This is a genomic window from Haladaptatus ordinarius, from assembly GCF_054177595.1.
The window spans coordinates 1-25,195 of sequence record NZ_JBPEHH010000062.1; the positions used below are offsets into that span (position 1 = coordinate 1).

General features: G+C 64.3%; 25 protein-coding genes. 17 read left to right on the plus strand and 8 right to left on the minus strand.

Annotated features, from left to right (window positions below):
• Positions 1-150: 150 nt before the first annotated feature.
• The 4 genes from ACR3FF_RS18575 to ACR3FF_RS18590 all read right to left on the minus strand — a co-directional run bounded on the left by ACR3FF_RS18575 (position 151) and on the right by ACR3FF_RS18590 (position 5,022).
• Positions 151-1,341 carry an MBL fold metallo-hydrolase gene (locus tag ACR3FF_RS18575; protein WP_458189604.1) on the minus strand — a complete coding sequence of 397 codons (1,191 nt, stop codon included), beginning with the start codon at positions 1,339-1,341 and terminating at the stop codon, positions 151-153.
• A gap of 108 nt (positions 1,342-1,449) precedes the next feature.
• Complete coding sequence (locus tag ACR3FF_RS18580; RefSeq protein ID WP_458189605.1) at positions 1,450-2,382, minus strand: lamin tail domain-containing protein; 933 nt, start codon at positions 2,380-2,382, stop codon at positions 1,450-1,452.
• Positions 2,383-2,459: 77 nt separating this feature from the next.
• On the minus strand, positions 2,460-4,244 hold the full coding sequence (locus ACR3FF_RS18585; RefSeq protein WP_458189607.1) for a S9 family peptidase: 1,785 nt from the start codon (positions 4,242-4,244) through the stop codon (positions 2,460-2,462).
• A gap of 130 nt (positions 4,245-4,374) precedes the next feature.
• Positions 4,375-5,022, minus strand: a complete 648-nt coding sequence (locus ACR3FF_RS18590; protein WP_458189609.1) for a helix-turn-helix domain-containing protein — start codon at positions 5,020-5,022, stop codon at positions 4,375-4,377.
• A 277-nt stretch (positions 5,023-5,299) separates the two neighbouring features.
• Here ACR3FF_RS18590 and ACR3FF_RS18595 point away from each other — a divergent pair, with 277 nt between their 5' ends.
• Genes ACR3FF_RS18595 through ACR3FF_RS18645 form a run of 11 tightly spaced genes read left to right on the plus strand, consistent with a single transcriptional unit; the run spans position 5,300 to position 16,577 of the window.
• Complete coding sequence (locus ACR3FF_RS18595; protein WP_458189610.1) at positions 5,300-5,875, plus strand: hypothetical protein; 576 nt, start codon at positions 5,300-5,302, stop codon at positions 5,873-5,875.
• A gap of 1 nt (position 5,876) precedes the next feature.
• Positions 5,877-6,515, plus strand: a complete 639-nt coding sequence (locus ACR3FF_RS18600; RefSeq protein WP_458189611.1) for a Rieske (2Fe-2S) protein — start codon at positions 5,877-5,879, stop codon at positions 6,513-6,515.
• Entirely contained in the window at positions 6,515-7,936 is a 1,422-nt protein-coding gene (locus tag ACR3FF_RS18605) for a cytochrome b (RefSeq protein WP_458189612.1), read from the plus strand. Before ACR3FF_RS18600 ends, ACR3FF_RS18605 begins: the two co-directional genes overlap by 1 nt.
• Positions 7,933-8,121 (plus strand): DUF8120 family protein, encoded by a 189-nt coding sequence (locus ACR3FF_RS18610; protein ID WP_458189614.1) that lies wholly within the window; start codon positions 7,933-7,935, stop codon positions 8,119-8,121. Before ACR3FF_RS18605 ends, ACR3FF_RS18610 begins: the two co-directional genes overlap by 4 nt.
• Positions 8,118-10,982: a nitrate reductase subunit alpha gene (gene narG / locus ACR3FF_RS18615; protein ID WP_458189615.1), complete on the plus strand. Its 2,865-nt coding sequence runs from the start codon at positions 8,118-8,120 to the stop codon at positions 10,980-10,982. Before ACR3FF_RS18610 ends, narG begins: the two co-directional genes overlap by 4 nt.
• On the plus strand, positions 10,979-12,076 hold the full coding sequence (narH, locus tag ACR3FF_RS18620; RefSeq protein WP_458189616.1) for a nitrate reductase subunit beta: 1,098 nt from the start codon (positions 10,979-10,981) through the stop codon (positions 12,074-12,076). The genes narG and narH overlap by 4 nt, the downstream gene beginning before the upstream one ends.
• The gene (locus ACR3FF_RS18625; protein ID WP_458189617.1) at positions 12,069-12,875 is read left to right on the plus strand and encodes an ethylbenzene dehydrogenase-related protein; all 807 of its coding nucleotides are present in this window, start codon (positions 12,069-12,071) and stop codon (positions 12,873-12,875) included. The genes narH and ACR3FF_RS18625 overlap by 8 nt, the downstream gene beginning before the upstream one ends.
• 4 nt (positions 12,876-12,879) lie before the next feature.
• The gene (locus ACR3FF_RS18630; RefSeq protein WP_458189618.1) at positions 12,880-13,590 is read left to right on the plus strand and encodes a molecular chaperone TorD family protein; all 711 of its coding nucleotides are present in this window, start codon (positions 12,880-12,882) and stop codon (positions 13,588-13,590) included.
• Positions 13,587-14,477: a DUF8068 family protein gene (locus ACR3FF_RS18635; protein ID WP_458189619.1), complete on the plus strand. Its 891-nt coding sequence runs from the start codon at positions 13,587-13,589 to the stop codon at positions 14,475-14,477. The genes ACR3FF_RS18630 and ACR3FF_RS18635 overlap by 4 nt, the downstream gene beginning before the upstream one ends.
• Entirely contained in the window at positions 14,474-15,310 is an 837-nt protein-coding gene (locus ACR3FF_RS18640) for a HEAT repeat domain-containing protein (protein ID WP_458189620.1), read from the plus strand. The genes ACR3FF_RS18635 and ACR3FF_RS18640 overlap by 4 nt, the downstream gene beginning before the upstream one ends.
• Positions 15,311-15,320: 10 nt before the next feature.
• Entirely contained in the window at positions 15,321-16,577 is a 1,257-nt protein-coding gene (locus tag ACR3FF_RS18645; RefSeq protein ID WP_458189630.1) for a P-loop NTPase, read from the plus strand.
• 10 nt (positions 16,578-16,587) lie between these two features.
• On the opposite strand, the gene ACR3FF_RS18650 is transcribed toward ACR3FF_RS18645, so the two are convergent.
• Positions 16,588-17,856 (minus strand): hypothetical protein, encoded by a 1,269-nt coding sequence (locus tag ACR3FF_RS18650; protein ID WP_458189621.1) that lies wholly within the window; start codon positions 17,854-17,856, stop codon positions 16,588-16,590.
• A 140-nt stretch (positions 17,857-17,996) separates the two neighbouring features.
• Between ACR3FF_RS18650 and ACR3FF_RS18655 the strand changes: the two genes are divergently transcribed.
• Positions 17,997-18,635, plus strand: coding sequence for a helix-turn-helix domain-containing protein (locus tag ACR3FF_RS18655; protein ID WP_458189622.1), 639 nt, complete (start codon positions 17,997-17,999; stop codon positions 18,633-18,635).
• 4 nt (positions 18,636-18,639) lie between these two features.
• Here the strand turns inward: ACR3FF_RS18655 and ACR3FF_RS18660 are convergent, their stop codons facing one another.
• Positions 18,640-19,110: a halocyanin domain-containing protein gene (locus ACR3FF_RS18660; protein ID WP_458189623.1), complete on the minus strand. Its 471-nt coding sequence runs from the start codon at positions 19,108-19,110 to the stop codon at positions 18,640-18,642.
• A gap of 152 nt (positions 19,111-19,262) precedes the next feature.
• Positions 19,263-19,526, minus strand: a complete 264-nt coding sequence (locus ACR3FF_RS18665) for a hypothetical protein (protein WP_458189624.1) — start codon at positions 19,524-19,526, stop codon at positions 19,263-19,265.
• Between the two features lie 240 nt (positions 19,527-19,766).
• Between ACR3FF_RS18665 and ACR3FF_RS18670 the strand changes: the two genes are divergently transcribed.
• The 5 genes from ACR3FF_RS18670 (at position 19,767) to ACR3FF_RS18690 (ending at position 23,767) form a co-directional block, all read left to right on the plus strand.
• Positions 19,767-20,546 carry an electron transfer flavoprotein subunit beta/FixA family protein gene (locus ACR3FF_RS18670; RefSeq protein WP_458189625.1) on the plus strand — a complete coding sequence of 260 codons (780 nt, stop codon included), beginning with the start codon at positions 19,767-19,769 and terminating at the stop codon, positions 20,544-20,546.
• Positions 20,547-21,566 (plus strand): electron transfer flavoprotein subunit alpha/FixB family protein, encoded by a 1,020-nt coding sequence (locus tag ACR3FF_RS18675; protein ID WP_458189626.1) that lies wholly within the window; start codon positions 20,547-20,549, stop codon positions 21,564-21,566. It abuts the gene before it with no gap.
• Positions 21,563-22,924: an FAD-dependent oxidoreductase gene (locus ACR3FF_RS18680; protein ID WP_458189627.1), complete on the plus strand. Its 1,362-nt coding sequence runs from the start codon at positions 21,563-21,565 to the stop codon at positions 22,922-22,924. The genes ACR3FF_RS18675 and ACR3FF_RS18680 overlap by 4 nt, the downstream gene beginning before the upstream one ends.
• Positions 22,921-23,250: a ferredoxin family protein gene (locus ACR3FF_RS18685; protein ID WP_458189628.1), complete on the plus strand. Its 330-nt coding sequence runs from the start codon at positions 22,921-22,923 to the stop codon at positions 23,248-23,250. Before ACR3FF_RS18680 ends, ACR3FF_RS18685 begins: the two co-directional genes overlap by 4 nt.
• Before the next feature lie 145 nt (positions 23,251-23,395).
• Positions 23,396-23,767, plus strand: coding sequence for a rhodanese-like domain-containing protein (locus ACR3FF_RS18690; protein WP_458189629.1), 372 nt, complete (start codon positions 23,396-23,398; stop codon positions 23,765-23,767).
• A 59-nt stretch (positions 23,768-23,826) separates the two neighbouring features.
• Here the strand turns inward: ACR3FF_RS18690 and ACR3FF_RS18695 are convergent, their stop codons facing one another.
• Positions 23,827-25,065, minus strand: coding sequence for an amidase (locus tag ACR3FF_RS18695; protein WP_458189631.1), 1,239 nt, complete (start codon positions 25,063-25,065; stop codon positions 23,827-23,829).
• Positions 25,066-25,195 lie beyond the last annotated feature (130 nt).

Consider the following 25,195-nt stretch of genomic DNA (forward strand, 5'->3'; position numbering starts at 1 on the left):
GATTCAAGGCGCGAAGGCCTTGGACACCGACGGACCGCTTAAGTAGGACAGACAGCCGGGCGACACACGTGCAAATGCCCAGCTAAACGAACGCGATTCAACCCCGCGCTAAAGCACGGCGTTTTCTCGCTACCACAAGATAACGAAGCCTCAGTCACCCGTGGCGTCGGCCGTCGCGGCACAGTTGTTCGGCCCGAGTTCCAACTCGAAGGCGCGCTCGTCGTCCACGTCTCGCTGGCCGAGGTTGACGGCGATGATGTCCTCGAAGTTCGCCGGCCGCGGCGGCATGTCCGAGAGGATGAACTCGACGAACTCGTCGCGCTCCATCGAGAGCACGGCCATCGACTCGCGAAGCGCCCCGAGTCGTGCCGTGTACGTCCCGTCGTCCGCGGGTGTCGCGCCGGGCCCGAAGTGACCGGGTGCAATCGTCGTCTCGTCCGGTAAGGCGAAAATCCGCTCGTGGAGCGTCCGGTGCAGTTCGCGGGCGGCCTCGGGTGCCCCCGCCGCACCCTCTTCCAAATCGGGGCGCGCGACGCTCTCCGTGAACAGTCCGTCACCCGTCAGGAGTACGCTCCCGTCAATCAGATACGACGTCATTCCCGAGGTGTGGCCCGGGGTGTGTCGCGCTTCGATTTCGACGTCACCGACCGAGAGGGTGTCGCCGTCGTCGACGGTCGTGAACTCGCGTTCGTCGGCTACCCCGCGTGCGGCGGCCGGTTCCGGCAAGACCGCTTCGACCCCCTCTTCGGCGAGTCGGCGGACGCCGCTGACGTGGTCGGCGTGGACGTGCGTGTCGAGGGCGTACGCGAGTTCGACGCCGAGTTCGTCGGCGTCGTCGAGGTATCGCGCCGCGAACGCTCTGAGCGGGTCGACGACGGCGGCTTCTCCGTCGTGGGTGACGAGGTATCCCAGACAACCGCTCGACGGGCGCTGGTACTGAAGGACGGTTCCCGCGCCGTCGTAGCGAGTGACCTCGCGTGCTTCGTAGATGCTCGCCCACCCGTTCATTCCGTCGGCGAGGTTGACCGCGTCACGTCCTTCCTGTTCGAGCAGGCCCGCGACGTACTCGCTGGCCCCGCCTTTCGCGCAGACGACCACCAGTCGGTCCGTCTGGGGAACCTGCGCCAACAGGTCGTCGTCGACGCCTTCGATGAAGTCGTAGTAGGGAACGTTCTCGATGTCGACGTTCTCGCCCTCGATGTGCCAGTCGTCGAACTCCGATTCGGCACGAACGTCGAGTATCGTCACCGTGTCACCGCTGTCGATACGTTCTGCCAGCCGCTCGGGGTCGAGGGAGTCGACCGGAACGTCCGATTCGGGAAACGCGTCGTCCTGTGACATGTGCTATCGTACGTCATCGGAGCCAATAAAAATACGGTCGGGTCCGACTCGCCGACGCCGAGGCGTCCGATGGCGGGTCGAGAAACAAAACCAGTCCTCGAACGACGGTCAGTTGCCGTACTCGTGCCGAACGACGGTCTCGCGGTCCGCGGTCGTGACGACGATTCGGTCACCACCGTTGTTCCACACGGCGCTATCGCGGTTCCAGTAGAGTTCCGTAGCCGTGTTCGTTCCACGCCCGGTGTACAGCGTCACGGACTCGCCCGCTCCGAGCGTGAAGGACGGGACGGTGTACGTGTATCCGGCCTCGTCTCGAATCTGCCACCCGGTCAGGTCGATGGCGCGCTCGCCCGTGTTCTCGAACGTGACGTACTCGTCGTTCAGGTTCTCGTGGTCGTTACCATCGGCGTCGGCGTGGACGGCCGAGACGACCAGTGGCGACGACCCGACGGTCCCGGTCGTCTCGCTCGGCCCGTCGTAGTTCCAGAGGCCGACGTCGTTTCGCTGGGCGTATCGTTCGTCGCGGGCGAACTCCGCCCGCTGGCTAAACTGGGTGTCGTACAGTCTCGCATACCCCTGTTCGACGAGAAGTTCGTTGACCGACTTCCCATCCGAGACGTAGACGTAGACAAGCAACCGTCCGTAGCTCCCGCGACGGTCTGCCTGCGGGTCGGTGCGTATCGTCACCGTCTCTCCATCGACTTTCGTGCGTGCGAACTCACTGGATTTGTGTCCCCAGTCCCGAAGCCACGCACGACCGTCGTCGGTGGTCGGGATGCCCTCGAACTCGTCGGGGTCGTTCTCGACGTGGACTTCGGGCGTGTCGACGCCGAGCAGTCTGACATTCTCGACCACCCCGCTCCGAAATCGGACTTTGTAGGTGTCGCCGTCGACGACTTCCACGACCGTCACCCGGTATTCGGTCTTCTGCGTGACCGTCGACGTGGTGGTCGTCTGTTCACTCGGTGCCGGCGCGAGCGACGAACAGCCAGCGAGAAGCACCACCAGGACCACCAACATCCGCGACGTTTTCCGAGGCATCTGATACCAGGTCGTACGACCGGGGAGAGTTTAAACGATAGTCGCGTCGTCGACGCAACGAACGCGGTCGACGTCGGTCACACGTGCTCGTCCAGGAAGGCGGTGATTCGCTCGAACTCCTCGATGAGGTTCGCCCGCGAGGTGGTGTGGTGGCCCTCATCCTCGAAGACGCACGTCTCGACCGGCACACCCTGTTCACGAACCTTCTCGGCTATCTGTTTCGCCTCGCCGACGGGAACGCGGGGGTCGTTCGCGCCGTGCTGGATGAACAGCGGACAGGCGATGCGGTCGGCGTCGTGGATGGGACTGATATCTTCTAGGACGGCGCGGTCGTCCGAGAGCGACCCATACTCTCGCTCGCGATGCGACCGACGCCACTCGCCGGTGTTTTCGAGGAACGTCACGAAGTCCGCGATGCCGACGAAATCGACGGCGGCGGCCCAGAGGTCCGGATAGCGGGTGATAGCCGCGAGCACCATGAACCCGCCGTAGGAGCGACCGTAGGCGACGATGCGGTCAGAATCGACCGCGTCTCGCTCGTTGAGCCATTCGACCGCCGCCGCGATGTCCCGCACCGAATCCATTCGTTTTGCCACATCGTCCAGGTGGGTGTACGCCGCACCGTACCCCGACGACCCGCGAACGTTCGGTTCGAAGACGGCGTACCCCTGCTGGAGATAGTACTGTTTCATCGGGTAGAACCACGGCCTGCGCTGGTGTTCGGGGCCGCCGTGGATGTCGACGATGACGGGCGTCTCGCCCGGCCTCGCGTTCGACGGGAGCGTCCAGTAGGCGGGAATCTCCCGACCGTCGAACGACTCGTACCGGACGACCTCGGGTTCGCGGAACGAACTGCGAGGAATACCGACCGTCCCGGAGTCGGTCCATCGCTCCACCGCACCCGTCTCGGGCGTGAGGACGGCGGCACTCTTCGGGTCGTCGCTCCGACTCAGCGCGAGGGCACACCGCTCTCCATCGGGGCCGAAGCCGACCTCGGAGACGACCCCCTCGGGGAGGTCGGGGTCGGGAAACGACTCGATGCCCTCGCCGTCGTTCGTGAGGTGGCCAGCGGCGACCTGAGAGTACCCGTCCACGTTTCGACTCCAGACGACGCGTCCCGTCTCACGGTGGACGGCGAGCCGTTCGACGTTCCACTCGCCGCCGTCTAGGATGACGCTGTGCGTTCCATCTTCGAGGTCGATCCGGCCGACGTAGGTGGTGTCGGTCTCGAAGTTCGTCACGCAGTAGAGGTCGCCGTCGGGACCGAACTGAACGTCTTCGTATCGGGCTTCGGTGTCGTCGGTTATCCTGTAGTGGTCGCCCGTCTGGGGGTCGAGGTAGTAGAGGTTCTGGTCGAAGCTGGCGTTCGCCTTCGAGAGGACGACGCCCGGTTCGCCCCACGCTTCGACGCTGAGAAATCCCCCTTTGCCCTCGTGGACGAGCGACGCCTGGGTCGCGTCGCGGTCCTTGACGTACACGTCGAACGTATCGCGTTCCCTGCGGTTCGCGGCGAACGCAATGCGGTCACCGTCGGGACGCCACGCCCCCCAGAGATGTATCGCCTCGGGAGCGTCGGTGAGTTCGGTTTCGGTGCCGTCGGTCAGGTCGTATCGGTAGAGCTGGTCGCGCTCGTTCCCACCCTCGTCCATGCCGAAGACGACTTCCGGGCGAGTCGGTGACGCCGAGACGAACGAGACGCGCTCGTCGTGGCCAGTGAGACGCTCGGGCCACTCGTTCGGCGAATCGAGCGACCATACCTGGGGCGTGCCGGTCGTGTTGACGAGGAAGACGAGGTCGCCGTCGACTGTGATGGTCGGCGATTCGGTGGCGTCGATGCTCAGATAGCGGGAGACGGGATACATACAGCGTTCGAGGAAAGGAGACGCCAAAAAAATTCGGCTACACCGTCCGTTTCCCCGGTAGTCTGCGAGGAGGTCCACGTCACCGAAAGCGGTCGAAACTCCGGGTCTTTCTCCGTGCCGGGGTCGGATTTCACTGACCCAACAGCTGGTCGAGAAGTTTCGACTGTGCCGCCGCGAGATGTTCGACGAACGTCGGCGTGGCGATGGCGAGTTCCTCGGCGACGTCGCCGGCGTTCGCTCGTTTCGGATGCTCGAAATACCCCATCTCGTGAGCCGTGCGCAACACCTCGCACTGTCGCCCGGTGAACTCGCTCTTGTCGAAGAAGATGAGCGACGAACTGTCTTCCTGCGGCGTCGTCTGTGTGAGCTGTTGGACCGTCGCAGAGTCGTAGTTCGCCTTGAGATCTTCGACGATCGACTGGAGCGTCTTCACGTCGGGACAGATAAACGACAGTACGACCCGACCGTGTTCGGCGTGCGCATCGCGGATGGGACAGGCGTGTCTCTCCACGTGGTCACAGGGGCAGTCGTCGCCCTGGCTGGAGAACCGGAAGACCGACTTCGACTCGTACTCGAAGATGGCGCTCATCTCGTCGGGGACTGCCCGGCCGACATCGTCACACTCGGACTCCAGCGTGAACTCGACGGTCGTATCGAGAGAATCGAAGGCAGTGGCGCTTCGAGCGATGGAAGTGACTCTCGCATCCTCACTGATGGCGGTGACGAGACACGCCGTGGGGTCGTTGACGCTGACCTGTGCGTGGATGCCTCCTGGCATGGTAGTGTCGCTCTCTTCTCTGGGCGTTAGTGTTTCCCCTCTAACCAAAATTCTTACGTAACCGTCCCGAATTATTCTCCGTACTCGTAATAAATACCCTAAGTTCTTTGGGGGTAGTACCTACCCGCTTGGGTCTCTCATCTTTCTACATACGGTTCCTAGTTCGCAGACGGAGGCACGATTGACGTCGAGTGACGAGGTGAAACGAAGACGTCGCTTCTGGACTGGGGACGTATCAACTGCTGACAACACCGAGACCAGGCAGTAACGATCTACAATGAAACGACAAATACTCGTTATTATGGTTCTACTGTTGGCCGTTTTGCTCCCCATGTGGTACATCGCACTACACGGAGAACCGCCAGCAGAGGAGATAGAAATCGACCAGAGTGTAACGGAGATGCGACCGTTGGCCGGGTTCGTCGACACGCCGAACAAACTCTCCCCGAGTCAGGTCGGCGTCATCGTCTGGGTGGCGCTGTTCGGTCTCCTCGGCGTGCTGACTGCGACACACCGATTTATGAACGATGCCGTCCGTCCGGACGACCACAGCGACGCCGTCGTGACCGACGGTGGGAAAGTCGGCCTCCCGTGGTTTTACTCGGACTCACGGTGGGTCGTCGAGTTCCACGACGCCTCCGACTCGATAGAGGGAATCGTCGTGATGGGCGCGCTGACCATCCTGGCAATCACGTTCGCCGCGCTCTTTTCCGGGGAGTACCTCACGCTCGCTCGCACGCAGTACTTCGGGGTGTACGCCGCCGGGATGTTCCTGTCGCTCGCGGCCCTGACCGTCGCCTACTACGCGTGGTTCATGCCCCACGTCGAAGTCGCCGAACGGAGGGGCCACTGACATGGGTGGGTCAGACGACGACTGTTCGACGTGTGACTGCTGTGGAGGCGGCAGTGCCGAACGACCGAGCATCTTCTCGGATACACGAGGCGAACTCGTCAGACGCGACTACGCCAAGATACTGGCGACCATGGGTGGACTCACCGCGATGGGGAGCCTTGCCGCGCCGCTGGCCGGACTGACCAAAGTCTTCGAACGGAAATACACCGGACCGGTCTACTCGGACGGCGTCGCACTCATCGACGAGGCAGGCGAGTACATCACCGAGAATCGACTCAAGAACGGCGAGTTCATGACCGTCTTCCCGGAGCCACGGCCGGGAATCGAGAAGGCACCGACCCTGCTCGTTCGACACCCCGAAGACCAGTACGGCGGCGACACGAAAACAGAGTTCACCGTGAGCGGCTACGCCGCCTACTCCAAGGTGTGTACGCACGCCGGATGTATGGTGTCGGAACACGAAGGGGACGCGGCGGTCTGTCCGTGTCACTTCGGCAAATTCGCCCTCAAGGAAGGTGCGAAGGTCGTCGGCGGCCCACCGCCGCGTCCACTCCCGCAGCTCCCGCTCACCCTATCGAGTAACGGCAATCTCATCGCCACGGGCGATTTCATCGCACCGGTCGGGCCGGGGGGCAAGTGATGAGTCGACTCGATTCAGTCTACGGCTGGTTCGACTCTCGGTTCGACCTCGACCCCGCCAAGTCGTTCCTCGGAAAGGCGTTCCCCGCAGAGGACTCCTTTCTCCTCGGTGAGGTCGCACTGTTCTGTTTCTTCGTCCTCGTGTTGACGGGGACGTTCCTCGGGTTCTTCTTCGAACCCAGCACGAGTGAAGTCGCGTACGAAGGCAGCGTCAAACAGTACCAGGGCCAGGAGCTACCGGAGTCGTTCGTGAGCGTCCTCCACATCACGTACGACGTACCCTTCGGAATGTTGCTACGGCGGATGCACCACTGGGCCGCACACCTGTTCATCGCCTCGATGTCGCTGCACATGCTGCGCGTCTTCTTCACCGGGGCGTACCGCAACCCGCGGGAACCGAACTGGGTCGTCGGCACCGGGCTCGCGCTGACCTCGATGTTCGCGGCGTACACCGGGTACGCACTTCCCTTCGACGAATTCGCCAGCACCGCGACCGGCATCGGCTACAACCTGGCGCTGTCGGTTCCCCTCGTCGGGGAGACCATGGCGAAACTCGTCTTCGGCGGGCAGTTCCCGTCCAGCGCGACGATTCCGCGATTTTACTTCCTTCACGTCTTCCTCTTACCGGTCGTCATCGGGGGTCTCATCGCGGTTCACATGACCATCCTGATCCGGCAAAAGCACACCGAGAAGGCGCGTGAGTCCGACGTTGCCGGAGCCCAGCGAGTGGCGAAAGACGACGACAGCGTCGTCGTCGGCCTGCCGGCGTTTCCGAATCAGGCCGCGGTGAGCGCCGTGGTGTTCTTCCTCACGCTCGCCACGCTGTCGTTGCTAGCTGGATTTCTCCCGGTCCACAACATCGCGGAGTACGGCCCGAACAACCCGGCCACGACGCCCGGTCTCATCATGCCCGACTGGTTCCTGATGTGGCTGTATGGCTTCCTGAAGGTAATTCCCGGTTGGCTCGGGTTCACCGTCTTCGGGGTCCACGTCAACACAGAGTTCATCGGGGGTATCTTCCTGCCCGGTCTGGTCTTCGCGGCCGTGTTCCTCTGGCCGTTCATCGACCGACAGGAGGACCCGACACACTTCACGGCGAACCCACTCGACCGACCGTGGCAGACTGCGGTCGGCATCGCCGGCGTGGTCTTCGTCATGATAGCGTCCATCGCCGGAATGAACAACATCCTCGCCGAACTCGTCGGGACGACGACGGACGCGACGACGACGGGCCTCCTCCTTGCCATGCTCGTCGGACCGCTCCTCGCGGGCGCTATCACGTACGCGACGCTCGGCGGCTTCGCCGACGACGAACCGTCGGGACGAACCCCCACGCCGGCCGAGGACGGTGGCGTCCCGACTGGAGGAGGGTCCGAGACGCCGTCGGAGACGAAATCGAATGCGGGCGGTGAGGACGAATGACCGGGTGGTCGGTCGCCCTCTCCGAGGGCCAGTATCGACGGTTCGACCAACTGACGAAACTACTCGGCGTCGCGTTCGTCGCGGTCGGTCTCGACATCGGGGGGAGCACACCCACCGGTATCGCGGTCGGCGCGCTCGGCGTCTGTATCGCGCTACTAACGGTCTTTATCGATTACGAACAATGAGAGGAGAAAACGACAGTAGACGAGAGCAACGTTCGACAGACGATGGGAGCGTCGCCCGCCGCGACTTCTTGAAGGGAATCGGGCTCGCGTCGGCGACCGGCGCGACCGGCGCAGGCCTCGCAGACGACTTCCTCAGCATGGACGGACTCGAGGTCGTAGACGACCCCATCGGCGACTATCCGTACCGCGACTGGGAGGACCTCTACCGCGAGCAGTGGGACTGGGATACGACCGCCCGGAGCACACACAGCGTGAACTGCACCGGCAGTTGCTCGTGGGAGGTGTTCGTGCGAAACGGCCAGATATGGCGCGAAGAACAGGCTGGCGACTACCCGCGATTCGACGAGTCGCTTCCCGACCCGAACCCCCGTGGCTGTCAGAAGGGGGCCTGCTACACCGACTACGTGAACGCAGAACAGCGCATCAAATACCCGCTCAAACGCGTCGGTGCCCGTGGCGAGGGGAAGTGGAAACGCATCTCGTGGGACGACGCGCTGACCGAAATCGCGGAGAAGGTCATCGAAGAGGTGAAGGCGGAAAACTACGACGCCATCAGCGGGTTCACGCCGATTCCGGCGATGAGTCCCGTCTCCTTCGCCGGCGGCTCTCGGCTGGTCAACCTGCTCGGCGGAGTGAGCCACTCGTTTTACGACTGGTACTCGGACCTGCCGCCCGGACAACCGCTCACGTGGGGCGTGCAGACCGACAACGCCGAAAGTGCGGACTGGTACAACGCCGATTACATCATCGCGTGGGGGTCGAACGTCAACGTCACCCGCATTCCGGACGCGAAATACTTCCTCGAAGCCGCCTACGAGGGAACGAAACGCGTCGGTGTCTTCACCGACTACTCGCAGACGGCCATCCACTGTGACGACTGGCTCTCGCCCGAACCGGGCACCGACACGGCGCTGGCGCTCGGGATGGCTCGAACCATCGTCGACGAAGGGCTCTACGACGAGGCACACCTGAAAGAGCAGACCGACATGCCGCTCCTCGTTCGGGAGGACAACGGGAAGTTCCTGCGAGCGTCCGACGTCGGCAACGGAAACGAAAAGGAGTTCCTCATGCAGGACGCGAACGGGAGTCTGCACGTCGCGCCGGGGTCGCTCGGCAACCGGGCCGGCGAGTACGACCCCGATTCGAGCATCGAACTCGAGTTCGACCCGCAACTCGACGTGGACCGAACGGTGTCTACCGACGACGGGGACGTTCGAGTTCGGACGGTGTGGCTCCGCCTCCGGGACGAACTCTCGCAGTACACACCCGAGTATATCAACGAGGAGACCAACGTCGGGAAAGAAACTCATCAGCAGGTCGCTCGCGAGTTCGCCAACGTCGAGCGTGCGAAGATTATCCACGGCAAGGGCGTCAACGACTGGTACCACAACGACCTCGGCAACCGGGCGATTCAACTGCTGGTGACGCTCACCGGCAACCTCGGGAGGCAGGGAACCGGTCTCGACCACTACGTCGGCCAGGAGAAGATATGGACCTTCCACGGCTGGAAGACGCTGTCGTTCCCCACCGGGAGCGTCAGAGGCGTCCCGACGACGCTGTGGACGTACTACCACGCCGGTATCCTCGACAACACCGACGAGGAGACGGCAGGCCGCATCAGAGAGGCCATCGAGAAGGAGTGGATGCCGCTATATCCCGAAGAGCGTGAGGACGGCAGTCGGCCGGACCCGAAGATGATGTTCATCTGGCGGGGGAACTACTTCAACCAGGCGAAAGGGAACGTCGCCGTCGAGGAGAAACTCTGGCCTAAACTCGACCTTGTCGTGGACATCAACTTCCGGATGGACTCGAGCGCCCTCTACAGCGACATCGTCCTCCCGACGGCGAGCCACTACGAGAAGTACGACCTCTCGATGACGGACATGCACACGTACGTCCACCCGTTCACGCCCGCCGTCGAACCGCTCGGTGAGGCCAAATCCGACTGGCAGATATTCCGCGAACTCGCCCAGAAGATACAGGAACTCGCCACGAAACGGGGTGTCGAACCGGTCTCCGACCGGAAGTTCGACCGACAGATAGATCTCCAGTCGATTCACGACGACTACGTCAGAGACTGGTCGAACGACGAAGCGGGCGCGCTGCGCGGGGACAAAGCCGCCTGCGAGTACATCCTCGAACACTCCGAGGAGACGAACCCGGAGGGCAGCGACGAACAGATAACGTTCGACGGCATCGACGACCAGCCAAAGCGGTTCCTGACCGCCGGCGACCACTGGACCTCCGACGTCGAGGAGGGCAAGGCCTACACCCCCTGGAAGCGGTTCGTCCAGGACAAAGAGCCGTGGCCGACGTTCACCGGTCGCCAGCAGTACTACATCGACCACGACTGGTTCCTCGACCTCGGTGAGGAACTGCCGACGCACAAACGCCCGGAGAACGAACAGGACCCGGAGAAGTACCCGTTACGCTACAACACGCCCCACGGCCGGTGGTCGATTCACTCGACGTGGCGCGACGTGGAGAAACTGCTTCGTCTCCAGCGCGGCGAACCGGCGCTGTATCTCAACCCCGACGACGCGAAAGAGCGGGGCATCGAGGACGGTGACACCGTGAAGGTTCACAACGAACTCGACGAAGTCGAGTTACAGGCGAAGATATACCCGAGCGGAGAGCCGGGGACGGCCCGGATGTACTTCGCGTGGGAGAAGTTCCAGTTCCCCAGTCGCAGCAACTTCAACTCGCTCGTTCCAATGTACATGAAACCGACACAACTCGTTCGATACCCGGAGGACAGTGGCGAACACCTGCATTTCTTCCCTAACTACTGGGGGCCGACCGGCGTCAACAGCGACGTCAGGGTCGAAGTCGAGAAGATAGAGGGAGGTGAGAGCGGATGAGTTCCGACGGCACCACCACCCAGAGCGAGGACGGCCACCACGTCCACCTCGCGGAGGGGGTCGACCACCAGGTGGCGATGGTGATGGACCTGAACAAGTGTATCGGCTGCCAGACGTGTACCGTCGCCTGCAAGACCAACTGGACGGAAGGCGGCGGGCGCGACTACATGTACTGGAACAACGTCGAGACGAAACCCGGCAAGGGCTACCCCCGCAACTGGGAGGAGAAGGGTGGCGGGTTCGAATCGCGCGAGCAAGCCCACGACGAAGCCCACGGCAAGTACAACGACGGTGAACTCCCCTCGCAGGAAGATTACGGTCGCGCGTGGGAGTTCAACCACAACGCCGTGATGTTCGAGGGAAGCGACGAGCCGCTTCGCCCCCAGGGGAAAGACCCGGAGTGGGGGCCGAACTGGGACGAAGACCAGGGCGCGGGCGAGTTCCCGAACTCCTATTATTTCTACCTGCCGCGCATCTGCAACCACTGTACGCACCCCTCCTGTGTGGAGGCGTGTCCCCGGAAGGCCATCTACAAGCGACAGGAAGACGGTATCGTGCTCATCGACCAGGAACGATGTCGCGGCTACCGGTATTGCGTCGAGGGCTGTCCGTACAAGAAGGTGTACTACAACGCGGTTTCGAAGACCTCGGAGAAGTGTATCTTCTGTTACCCGCGAATCGAGGGCGACGGGCCCGACGACGAAGTTCGTCCGCCCTCCTGTGCCGCGGACTGTCCGCCACAGCTCCGACTCGTCGGCTTCCTCGACGACCAGAAAGGACCCATCCACAAGCTGGTGAACGAGTGGGGCGTCGCGCTCCGTCTCCACCCCGAGTACCGAACCGAGCCGAACGTCTACTACATCCCGCCGTTCGCGCCGCCACAGCACTCCGAGGACGGCGAGAGCGTCGACGCCGACCGCATCCCCCGCGAGTATCTCGAAGAGCTGTTCGGCGACCGCGTCCACCAGGCGCTCGACACCATCGAGAAGGAACGCGACAAGGTTCGACGCGGCGGGTCGAGCGAACTGATGGACATGCTGACGACCAAGAACCCGGCGAAACAGTATCGGCTGGAGGTGTTCGACGGTGCGTGAGCGAACCGCCACGGCGGTCGCCGTCCTCGCGCTCTGTCTGGTGCTCGTCTCCGCGACCGTGCCGACGCTCATCCAGGGGCGGCCAGCGAACCAGATACCGGTCGAGACCGTAGAGGACGATTCGCTCTCGAAGCCGACCGCCGACGGGTGGGACGACGTGCCACAGGCGCGGGTGCCGCTTTCGAGCGCACCGAGTTCGGTGCCGAACGCGAATGAGACGTCGGTCGAAGAGGTACACGTCCAGGCCGCGAGAACCGACGAGACGCTGTACCTCCGGCTCACGTGGGACGACGCGACCAACGACTCGGGAACGCAGGGGCCGCGTCGATTCGCGGACGCCGCCGCCGTCCAGTTCCCCGTCAACACCAGCGAGCGCCCGGCCATTTCGATGGGGAGCACGAGCAATCCGGTGAACGTCTGGTACTGGGGCGCGAACGTCGGAACCGAAGAGCTGTTCGCGGGCGGACCGAGCACGACGACGGCCTTCGACAACGCGAGCGTCCAGACGACGAAGAGCTATCAGAACGGGAGTTGGTCGCTGGTCGTCGAGCGTGACCTCCGCAGCGGGAACGCGAACCGAACCGAGTTCACGACCCGAGAGAACGTGGACGTCGCCTTCGGCGTCTGGAACGGGTCGAACATGGAACGGTCGGGACGGAAAGGGGTGAGCGAGTGGCACCACCTCGCGCTCGGACCCGAACCGTCCGGCGCACCGTTCGAGACCATCCTCTGGACCGTCGCCGGACTCGCCATCGTCGTGGTCGCGCTCGTGACGGCGTCCGCGATTCGGAGGACGTGATTTCATGACCGACGAAACCCTGACCGACGCGCGAACGGCGACGGAGTGGCGCGAAGACGACGGAATCGAGACGAGTGCGGCGGCCCGCGGCGGCGTGTACGCGCTGCTCGCACGGGCGTTCGAACACCCCGACGAGGAGTTCTACGCCGTACTCGACGACGGCACGCTCGACGCACAACTCCAGTCGCTGGTCGAAGCGAGCGGTCTCTCGATCGAATTTCCGTCGCTGACGACCGACGACGACTACGACACGCTCGCGGCGCGGTACAACGACCTGTTCGTCATCGGCTTCTCCGAGGTGCTCGACCCGACGGACGGGACGATGTCCTCACAGGGGCCACCGGTGCCACTGTACGAGTCCACCTACCGGTCGGAGGTCTCGTGGAACGACGTCAACCTCGACCTCGCACGGGCGTACGAGTACTTCGGTCTCGGCGTGGACGACTCCGACCGGGACAACCACGACCACCTGCGGTTGGAACTCGAATTCCTGGGGTACCTGTGTCGCCGGGAGGCGGCGGTGGACCCTGACGTCGCCGCCGCTCGCCTCGATTTCCTCGACAGGCACCTCCGCGTCGTCGCGGGGGGCGTCGCGGACAAACTGGCCGAGGAACCGGGAACCGAGTTCTACGGCACGCTCGCCACGCTCCTCGAACGTTTCGCCGAGGCGGACACCGAGGACCTGGCGAGGCGACTCGATGGAGGGGGCGGATGAGCGGACGAACGGAGGGCGGGCTAGTAGCCCTCTTGCGTCCGGTCGCCGACCTCTCAGAGACGGTCGGCGACCGGACGCCGGTGTCGTCCGAGGTGGCCGCCGGACTCCTCGCGTTCGTCGCCGCCGGGTCGATGAGTGCGATTCGAGTCGGGCGCAACGGGCCCGTTTCGATGCCGGCCGTCGTCTCCGACCTGTCGGGAGCCATCGCGACGCTGTCACTGCTCGGCCCTGCGGTCGCCGCGTTCGTGCTCGCGGTGGCGGCCGACCGCGAACTCGAACGGGCGGGCTTCCTGTTCGTCGCGGTGTTCGGGACGCTCGCCGCACTCACACCAGCCGTCGCGGTTCCCGCGCTGGTCGCCATCGTCGGCGGGGGCACCCTCGCCGTCGGGTCCCGACTCGGCCGACCGCGAGGGTACCGAGCGATTCGCCACTGGGCAGTCGTGTCGGGCGTGCTCCTCGCCGCCGTGTTCTCGCTCGGGAGTGCGATGGGGGTCCTGTCGGTCGGTCTGCGCTCGACCGGCTCGACGCTCGCACTGCTCGGCATCGCCTGCACGCCGGTGTTCGTTCGGCCTCGCTGGCCGGAGTGGGCGGTCGGCGGCGTCGTCGCCGGACTCGTCCTGAAAGCCGGACTCGACGCGCCGTTCGTGACCGGAGCGGCCACGCTCGTCGGCCTCGCCGCCGTCGGAACGTCGCTTCCGGTCATCGTCGCCGGAGTCGGCGGCGGAACTGTCACTGCGCTGAGCGGACTGCGGTCGGAGCGAACGACGAGAGGGATAGGGGCCGGACTGTTGCTGGTCGCGGGCGTGCCGGCGACGATTCCGCGAACCATCGCTGTCGTCCTCGGACTGGCACTCCTCGTCTCACCCGCGGGAGGTGACGCGACGTGAGAGACCCCGAGGAGGCGACCGACGGGCCGACCGACCCGCAGGTCCATCCCGAACAGAGCCCCGGTTTCGGCGAGCATCCCGAGGGGTTGTCCGACATCGAAGTCAGTCGAGACATCACCATCGGCGAGGCGTCACAGCGAGAACTCGCGGCGAGCGACGTGACGCCGCTGGTCGACGAGTCGGCGGCGACGAAACTCGAAGCGCTGACGACCGGCGACGCAGTCGAGCGACGTCGCGCGGCGCTCGCACTCGCGGAAGAACGCCGGTCGGACGTCGTCGTGGACGCGTTGCTGCAGGCGGGGCGCCTCGACGACGACGACGACGTTCGGCAGTTCGCGGTCGAAGCCCTCGGAAAACTCGGCGGCGAGCGAGCAGAAGACGGTGCCGTCGCCATCACCTACGACGAAGACCCGTGGGTTCGGGCGGAGGCGTTCGTCGCCCTCGACCGACTCGACAGCGAGGCCTACGTCGACCGCATCGAGGAGGGGTTGGAAGACGACCACCACGCCGTCCGTCGAAACGCCGCCATCTCGCTGTTCAAACTGCGTGGCGAGGACGCACTCGACCTCCTGCTCGAACTGGCCGACGACCCGAGCGAGCGCGTTCGGGAGTGGGTCGCACACATGCTGGGCGGAATCGACGACGAGCGTGCGGAAGGCGTCCTGCGGAAGATGGCGAGCAACGACGACGAACCGGAGATAGTGAAAAACACCGCCGGACGAGCGCTCACGGTCGACCCGGGAACGTTCCGCCGACAGTTCGGCGGCCCGCTGGACCAGATGACGACCGCACTTCCGGGCGAAGACGTATTGAATCGGCAGCCGGATTTATGACCACGAACGACTGATGTCTCAGGACCAATCGAATCTCGCCGAGCGAATCGAAGCCGAACTGCGCAAAGTCAGAGACCCGAACCTCGACATCGACGTCTTCGACGCCGGAATCGTCGAAGATCTCCATATCGAGGACGGTGACGTGACCGTCGAGGCCGACCTCTCCGACTTCCAGCCACGGGACAGCGACGACCTCGTCTCGACGCTCCTGCGCGCCGTCTCGACGGTCGACGGCGTCGAGAGCGCGCACGTCGAACACGCGATGCCGTCGACCGAAGGACGGTCGACCGGCGTCGAAGACGTCGACACCGTCATCGCCGTGGCGAGTGCGAAAGGCGGCGTCGGGAAGTCGACGGTCGCCGTCAATCTGGCGTGTGCACTCGCGGAGAATGGAAAGGTCGGTCTCTTCGACGCAGACATCCACGGGCCGAACGTCCCGTCCCTGCTCGATATCGGCGGGCCGGTGTACTCCGACGACGACGGGAACCCGCTTCCCATCGAGTCGAACGGACTCGAAGTCATGAGCGTCGGACTCATGGAAGAGGGCGCACCGCTGGCGTGGCGCGGGGCAATGGCCCACGACGCGCTCACCGAACTGTTCGAGGAGACGGCGTGGGGAGACCGGGAGACGCTCGTCGTCGACCTCCCGCCGGGAACGGGCGACATCGTGTTGACGACGCTCCAGGAGGTGCCGGTCGATGGCGTCGTCGTCGTGACCACGCCGTTCCACGCCGCGGTCACGGACACCGGGCGGAGCATCGCGCTCTTTCGGGAGAACGACGTGCCGGTGCTCGGCACCGTCGTGAACATGGAGACGTTCACCTGCCCGTCCTGCGGTGACGACCACTCGCTTTTCCCCGACGAGTCACCACTCGACTCGCTCGAAACGCCGGACCTGGCCCGACTTCCCTTCACTAGCGACCTCCAGACGACGCCGACGCCCGGCGCCGTCCCGGACGAGATGCACTCGCTCGCCGAGCGCGTCGAATCCCGACTGGACGAAATCTGGAACGTCCCGGTGCCGGACGGAGCGGTCGACCTGCGCGACGTGCCCCCGAACGAACGACACGAGCGCGTCGAACGGGCGTTCACCGCCCGGGAAGCGGGCGAGGAGTTCGTCCTCGTGAGCGACCGCGACCCTGCCCCCGTTCGGAGTTACCTCGCCGACCTCGCCGACGCCTCGAACCCGCGGGCGGCGTTCGAGACGTTCGAAGTCGAACAGCGGAACCCGGAGACGTGGATTCTCCGGACGCGAGTCCCGAACTGAAGAACAATTCTCAGTCGCCGAGCGACGCGTCGGCGTCGGTCGGTTCGGCACGTCGGCTGTGTGGACGGTCGTCGACGAGTGTCCGCCAGAGGCGGTAGACGAACGCCGCCCACGAGAGGGCGACGAGCGCGAAACCGACGACGCCGAGCGTCTCCGCGACGGCCGAGAGCGCCGGAAGCGCCGTCCCCCACAGCGCGAGCATCCCGAGGTTGATGCCGAGGACGCCCGCCCAGGACGGAGCGTCTGCGCTCGATTCGACTGCACTCCTCACGTCCACGAAGCCGTCGCGTGCGTCCTCGAACGCGCGAGCGACGGTGGGCAAGAACGCCATCGCCAACTGGAGCATCCAGCCGAAGACCAGCCCGTTGATGGCTGCCGTTTCGATGGCCTGTCCGGGGACGACGCTCGGGAACAAGAGTACGAACGGGGCCCACGGAACCGGAAAGACGAGCCACAGGTACGCGCCGAGGACGTGGCCCACGCGGGCGTCTTTCCGACACCCACCGCTCCGGACCGTCCCGACGACGTTCGCCAGCAGCGCGACGGTTCCGACCAGGTAGATTGCGAGACCCGTGAACGTCAGCACGTGCGTGGCCAACCACGGTCCCGAGACGAGACCGGCCGCACCGATGGTCACTCCCCAGAACGTGACCCGTTTCAGACGGGGATACCGGAGTTCCGTGCCCGCCAGTGCGGGAACGAGATACAGGAGCGTCGCGGCGACGACGAGCGCGAGGAACCCCCAGACGTTCGCGTGAACGTGGGCTTCCAGGGAGCCGAAATAGCCGCCGGGACCGTGGAGGTCGAGCAACATGCCGAACGCCGCGAGGAGACCGACGACGAGGAACCACGGCGCGACGCGGTAGTATCGAACCAGTCCCCCCGACGTCGAATCGGTACCGACGCGGGCCACCGAGACCATCAGGAGCGCCAACGCGAACAGCACGATGGTCGCACCCGTGACCGCCACCACCGTCGAACCGGTCGCCATCCCGAGGAGGACGAGCGGGTAGCCGGCGTTCAGAGAGAGCCACTGCGACCAGCGCAGTCGAGACGAGAGCCGACCGGTCAAACCGCCGACGCTCCCGACGAGGTGCGGGAGCGCACCGAACAACGCCTGTGTCATCGCGCCGATGGTGACCAGGTGAATCAACACCCAGCGAAGGCGCGGAAGTGGTTCGACGACGCCGATGCCGACGGCGAGTTTGCCAACGACTGCCAGGAGTCCGACCGTCAGATACAATCCCGCCATGACGAAGAACGCGTTTCGTAGTTTCATGCGTGTGATGACCTCTCGTGTCCGTTCGTTGCCGCCTCCGACGGGTAACGGTTCGCGCGAACGAGTGGGTGCTGTTCGAACATGTTCGGAACCGTCACTTTGCTCGTGGGGGCCGTACGTCGCGGTACGGAGGAAACCGAGTGCCACGAGCTAACTTCACCATCACCATTCCGGAAGACACCTGGATCGGTCGTGTTTCGACCGCTCACCCGGCGTCCACGTTTCAGGTCGTCACCGTCCTGACGGGGGACGAATCGAGCGTCGCTCTCGTCGAACTGACGGCCGAGAACCCCGTTTCGATTCTCGCGGACATAGAACGCTGTGAGGACATCACGGCCCTCGAACTGCTCTGGAAAGAGGAAGAACGGGCGCTGTTACAGGTCGAGACGACGAATCCCGTCCTGCTCGACCCGGTCTGGGAGGTCGGGGTCCCGCTACAGACGCCCTTCGAGATAGCAGACGGGTCCGCGAGCTGGGAGCTGACGACGTCGAACGGTCGTCTCTCGGCGCTCGGCGACCGACTCGACTCCGCCGGTATCCGGTTCGACATCGACTCCATTCGCCGCATCGGCGACAGCGACGCCGACGAAATACTGACCGACCGCCAACGTCAGGTGTTCCTCGCGGCAGTCGAACATGGGTACTACGAGACGCCCCGACGCGCGACGTTGACCGACGTGGCGGCGTCCATGGACATCTCGAAGGCCACGGCGAGCGACATCCTCCATCGGGCCGAAGAAAGAATCGTCGATTGGTTCGTCTCGGACGCGCTTCGGTGAGTCGTCACTCGACCTGAACGCCGCCTTTCATCCCCATCGACCGGTGTGGCTCGCAGAAGTACCGGTAGGTTCCGGTCTCCTCGAACGTATGTTCGAACGTGAAGCCGCTCTCTGCGGTCAACTTGCTCTCGAACGCGCCGTCGGTATCGACGACGTTGTGGACCCCACCTTTGCCGGACCACTCCCAGACGACGGTCGTTCCAGTCGATACCGCAATCGCCGCGGGTTCGAACGAGAGTGCGTTGTTCGCGTCACCGCCGACCGTCACGCGAACTTCCTTCTTTCCGGTCTCGTCCACGGTTCCGTCGTAGTTGGGAACGTTCTCGAACCAGTCGCCGAACGACCCGTCGTCCGTCGTCTTCCCGTCCGAGTCGTTCCCCTCGTCACTGCCGAGACAGCCGGCGAGCGAGAGACTGGCGGCGGCAGCGGTCGTCTTCAATACGTGACGGCGTGTCGGTTTCGTGTTCGGGAGCATCGTACTCTTGTTGTTCCAAAGTGGCCCCCACGTAGAAATGGTTTTACGAACGTGTTCGCACACCTCAGGCTGGGGCGTGTTAACGAGAAGCGGTCGACGACGCGACGCGCGTTCGAAACTTGAACGGGCGCGACACCGACGCGACGTGGGCGCTACAATCGATTCACCGTGATACAGCGCTGTATCGACGACCGTTCGAAGAGCGTCCCGAACGAGAGGTCGGGGTCGGCACGAAACTGGTTAAGACAGTCGCGACACAGGCCAGTAGTGGTCGCCGACGCCTCGAACGGTGGGCCGGGCGAGCGTTCGATGGGCGTACAGATCACCTCGACCGTCGCGCGTTCTTCACAGCGGTCACAGGCAGGCGGCGTTCTGGACGAGACCGTCCTCTCGTCACTGGATTTCTGGGTCGTCATCGGTCGTCGGCGAAACGATGCACGGTCCCAAGAGTATGACCCGCGTGTGCCACGACAGACGGGAGTCAAGCGACACCTACCGGGACGGTTCGTGGACGCCCGGTGGGAAGTCGGCGATACCGGAGACGGCGAGGTACGAAGATTCCCGCCCGGTGGGAATTGGGTTCGGCGTTTACTATCCGGTAGCGTCAATTTCCGGTGTGTAGCGACATCGACATTACCGACACACACTCAAGACATATGACTCAGACATGGAACATTGTCGTCCCCGTCAAACAGGTGCCGGACGCGGACGACGTCTCGATCGACCCCGACACGGGGACGCTCAACCGCGCCGACGCGGCGGCCGTGTTGAACAAGCCCGACTGGAACGCGCTCGAAGCGGCGCTCGCACTCCGCGACGAAGTCGGGGGAACCGTCACCGCGCTCACGATGGGACCGCCGTGGGCCGAAGCGGTCCTGAAAGTGGCGGTCGCGCTCGGCGCTGACGACGCCGTGCTGTTGACCGACAAAGCGTTCGCCGGGAGCGACACGTGGCCGACCAGCCTCGCGCTCGCGCGCGCCGCCGAACGACTGGACGCCGACGTGGTCGTCTGCGGCGAGGAGAGTACCGACTCCTCGACCGGGCAGGTGCCGCCGGGCATCGCGGCCCACAACGAGTGGGCGCAACTGACCTACGCGAACGCCCTCGAACCGCGACCGGAGGAGGGCGAACTCGTCGCGACGCGAGACGTGGAGGGTGGCTACGAGCGCGTCGCGGCAAAGCTCCCGGTCGTGGTCGCCTACGAGTTCGGCGAGAACCAGCCACGAACCGCCGGGTTACACCGGAAAATCTACGCCGAAACCGAGTTCGAACCGCAGCAGTGGTCTGCAAGCGACATCGGCGTGGAAGACGAGGTCGGTCTCGACGCCTCCCCGACGCAGGTCGGCGGCATGGACACCGCGTCGCCGGTCGAACGCGAACGGGAGATGGTAGACTCACCCGACGAACTGTTCGGTCGAATCGAGGAGCTGGTCTGAATGCCCGACATCAACGTCGAAGAGTACGCCGACGTGTGGGTGTTCGTCGAACAACACGACGGCGACGTCGCGAAAGTGTCGTGGGAACTGCTCGGCGAGGGGCGCCGACTCGCGGACGAGAACGGATACGACCTCGTCGCGCTCGTCATAGGCGAAAACGTCGATTCGGTGGCGGAGGAAGCCATCGCTCGCGGTGCCGACAGGGTGCTCGTGGCCGACGACCCCGTCTTCGAGCCGTACCGAGCCGACCCCTACGGAACCCAGTTCCGGACGCTAGTCGAGTCACGGAAGCCCGATATCGTGCTCATCGGCGGTTCGCACACCGGGCGGGACTTCGCCGGGCGCGTCGCGGTTCCGGCCCACGCCGGGCTGACCGCCGACTGCACCGAACTCGACGTGGACGAAGACGGTCTCTTGCTCGCCAAGCGACCGACCTTCGGCGGCGACGCCATGGCGACCATCAAGTGCGAACACCACCGGCCACAGATGGCCACGGTTCGGCCCGGCGTGTTCGACGCCGCTGCCCCCGACGAGAGCCGAACCGGCGAGATAGAACACGTCGAATGCGTCGTGAGCGAAGCCGACGCGCTCTCTCGCGTCGTCGAGCGCGTGGTCGGCGACGTGACCGACATCACCGACGCGGACGTCATCGTCGCTGGCGGGGCGGGTGCGGACGGCGACTTCGGGCCGATTCGTGACCTCGCCGACGCGCTCGGTGGCGAGGTCGCCGCGAGCCGCGAAGCGGTCGACGAAGGCTGGATAGAATCGGCCCGACAGGTCGGCCAGACGGGCAAGACTGTGCGACCGAGACTGTACGTCGCCTGCGGCATCAGCGGTGCGATTCAACACCTGGAGGGGATGAACGACAGCGAAATCGTCGTCGCCATCAACGACGACCCGAACGCCCCCATCTTCGAACACGCCGACTACGGCATCGTCGGCGACCTCTTCGAGGTCTGTCCGACGCTCACCGAACTCGTCCGAGACGAACGCACGCGGAAAGCGGAGGTACTGCCATGACCGACACACCGAACTACGACAACGAATTCGACGCCATCGTCGTGGGTGCTGGCCTCGCAGGGAGCGCCGCCGCGCTGACGATGGCCCGTGAAGGACTCGACGTCATCATGCTGGAACGCGGGTCGTCGCCGGGTACGAAGAACATGTTCGGTGGCGTGCTGTACACGCCCACCATCCGCGACCTGGCCGACCTCGACAGCGCGCCCCTCGAACGATACGTCGCCGAGAAACGCTACAGTATGCTGAGCGAGGCGGACGAAACCGCCCTCTCGATGCGACCGGGCGCGTGGCGCGAGGAGCCACACAACGACTCGTACACCGTGCTTCGTGCCGACTTCGACGAGTGGTTCGCCGAGCAGGCGGTCGAGGCCGGAGCGACCCTCGTCACCGAGACGACCGTCACCGGTCTCGTCCGAGACGACGAGACGGCGAGCCACACCGATGCGACGGGTCGCGAACGGGGGAAGATAATCGGCGTCGAGACGGACCGGCCTGACGGGCGTCTGCTCGCGCCGGTCGTGGTGCTGGCCGAAGGTGCGAACTCGCTGGTCAGCGAGAAAGCCGGGCTGAAACGGCGGCCACAGCGCGAGGACGTCGCAGTGGCGGTCAAAGAGGTGCTCAAGTTCGACCGTGACACCATCGAAGAACGATTCCGGCTCACCGATGACGCCGGCGTGGCGTACAACTACTTCGGCGAAGGTGCGGTCGGCAGCGCGGTCGGTGGCGGGTTCATCTACACCAACAAGCGCAGCGTCAGCGTCGGCGTCGCATACAGCATCGAAGACGCCGCCGTCGGACAGACCCCCGAGGAGACGCTGAACGCGTTCAAATCCCACCCGGCGGTCGCACCCCTCGTCCGCGGCGGGCGACTGGTCGAATACTCTGCACACACCATCCCCGAGGGCGGTGCCGACGCGATGCCCGACCTCGTGCACGACGGTGGTGTCATCGTCGGCGACGCTGCCGGTCTCGTGTTCAACAACGGCGTCCACCTCGAAGGGACGAACATGGCGGTCGAGAGCGGCTACCACGCCGGTCACGCCATCGCGAAGGCACTGGGGAGGGGACGGTCCGACGCCGCGGCACTCCGATCATATGAGACGCAGTTGGCGAACTCCTTCGTCGTGAAGAACTTAGAGCGGTACGACTGGTTCCAGACGGTACTCGCCGAGGACCGCCAGTTCCTGTTCTCGGACCTGCCGGAGGCGCTGGCGAACGCCGAGGCGGAGTATTTCAAGGTCGACCGCACCGAGAAGGAAACCCACACCGAGCGGGCGAAAGACACCCTGCTCGACGCCGCCGGCGGGTGGCGTGGAGCGGCGAAACGTGCGTGGAAGTACCGGAGGATGCTATCATGAGCAAGAGCCAAGCGAAGAGTCGGCCCGGCGTACCGGATATCGAGAACGAGACGATGGAAGACCGACTCTACACGGTCAAGTACGAAGACCCTGGCGAGTCCCACCTCGACGTGAAAGTGCCGGGCGTCTGTGACGAGCGGTGTGACACCTACGAGTGTACGACGGTCTGTCCGGCGGACGTCTGGCGAAAAGGTGAGGACGGCATCCCAGTCATCGCCTACGAGAACTGTCTGGAGTGTGGGTCGTGTCGGTTCGCCTGCCCGTACAACAACGTCAGCTGGGAGTATCCGGAGAACGGGTCGGGCGTCTCGCTCCGATTCGGGTGAGCGACGGAACCGCTCCCGAAGATTTTTTCGAACCGCGACACGTATCCGTCGCCGAAGAGTGCTCTCGCTGGACAGCACCGACGGTTGAATCGCCCGTCACGGAAAAACGACACGCGTTAATTGCTCCCGTCCCACTTCGAACACGATGGGAAAGATTCGCCCGAGCGAACTCGGCGACCGACTGGAACAGGGTGACGACCCGTACATCCTCGACATTCGACCGCGCAAGGAGTTCCAATCGGGACACATCGACGGAAGTCACAACGCACCGGTCTATCACGACCTGCGCAGCGGTGACACCGAGGCGTTCGAAACCCACGTCGACGAGATTCCGTCGAACGCCGAGGTCGTGACGGTCTGCAAGGCGGGCGTCGTCGCCAAACGTGCGACGTCGTATCTCGACGAGGAAGATTTCGACGCGAAGACGCTCTCCGGCGGAATTCGCGGGTGGCGACACTACGAACGGAACTCGATTCCGTATCGTCTGCTGTCGGTTCTCCGACGTGTGGTACCGTAGATTCAACGAGCGAACGTCCGAGAGAGAACAGGGGAGACTGCCAGCCGTCGAACGGACACTTATCGCGACGGATAGCTGTCGTGCCACGGGCGTACCCGTTCGAACGCCCCGCTCGCGGCTAACACGTCCGTATCGGCGAATCGGTCGCCGACTATCTGCAGGCCGACGGGGAGACCGTCGTCTGTCAGGCCGGCGGGAATCGACGCAGCAGGATGACCAGTGAAGTTGATCGGATAGGTGAGACACCATCCGATGAGTGGGTCGACGGACTCACCCTCGATTTCAGTCGGGCCGACCGTCTGCGTATCCGGGTCGTCTTCGTTCTCGACGGGGGGAACCGCGAGCGTCGGCGTCACGAGGAGGTCGTGTTCGAGAAAAACGTCTTGGATCGCGTCGTACACCTCGGTTCGCACGTGTTCGTCGCGCTTGTATTCGACGACGCTCATATCCTGTGTCTCTTCGAGTAGGTCGGCAAACTCCGGACAGAGCTCGTCCCGGTGCTCACCCAGCAGGTCGATTCCTTCGTCTTTGAAGCCCTCTACCGCGGAGTGATACAACGTCCCGATTTCACGGAGCCACAGGTCGGCAAGTTCCCGCTGTGAACGCTCGATGTCGAGTTCGACCGTTTCGACCGTCGCCCCCGCCTCCTCGAAGGCACCGACAGCATCCTCGGTGACGTCTCGTACGCGCTCGTCGACCGGGAAGACCTCGAACGTCGGGCTGTAGGCGATGTCCAGATCCTCGATACCCCGACGGACTGCTCCCCGGTAGTCCGGGTTCTCGTCGGGCACACTGAGCGGGTCGCGGGGATGTGGACCAGTCATCACGTCGAGCATCACCGCGGCGTCCTCGACGGTGCGCGTGAGCGGCCCGGCGTGGATTGTCGGCGTGTGTGTGAGAAACGCGTCGGGACGAATCGCCTGTGCTACTCGTCCGAAAGACGCTTTGAATCCGTACACCCCACAGAACGACGCAGGGATACGAACCGATCCGCCACCATCAGACCCCTGCGCTATCGGAACGATACCGTCGGCTACCGCGGCCGCACTCCCGCCAGATGAGCCACCAGCGTTCCGGTCGAGGTCGAACGGCGTACTCGTCGGACCGATGATTCGGTTGTCGGTCGTCCCCTTGTGTCCGAACTCCGGTGTGTTGGTCTTACCGACCACGATCGCACCTGCCGCTTCGAGACGTTCCACGTAGGTCGCAGACTGGTCCGGAACGAACGACTCGAACGGTTTCGACCCCATCGTGTTCCGGACACCGGCTTTGAAATCGAACAGATCCTTGACCGCGATCGGGACGCCATCATTCGTATTCGGTTAAGAGGCTAAATCGCAAGCCGACGGCTACCTGAACTCGTAGAGCGAAGGGGAGGTTGTATGAGACTCTCCCCGGATGCAATTACATCGCTGCTGACTTCGCTCT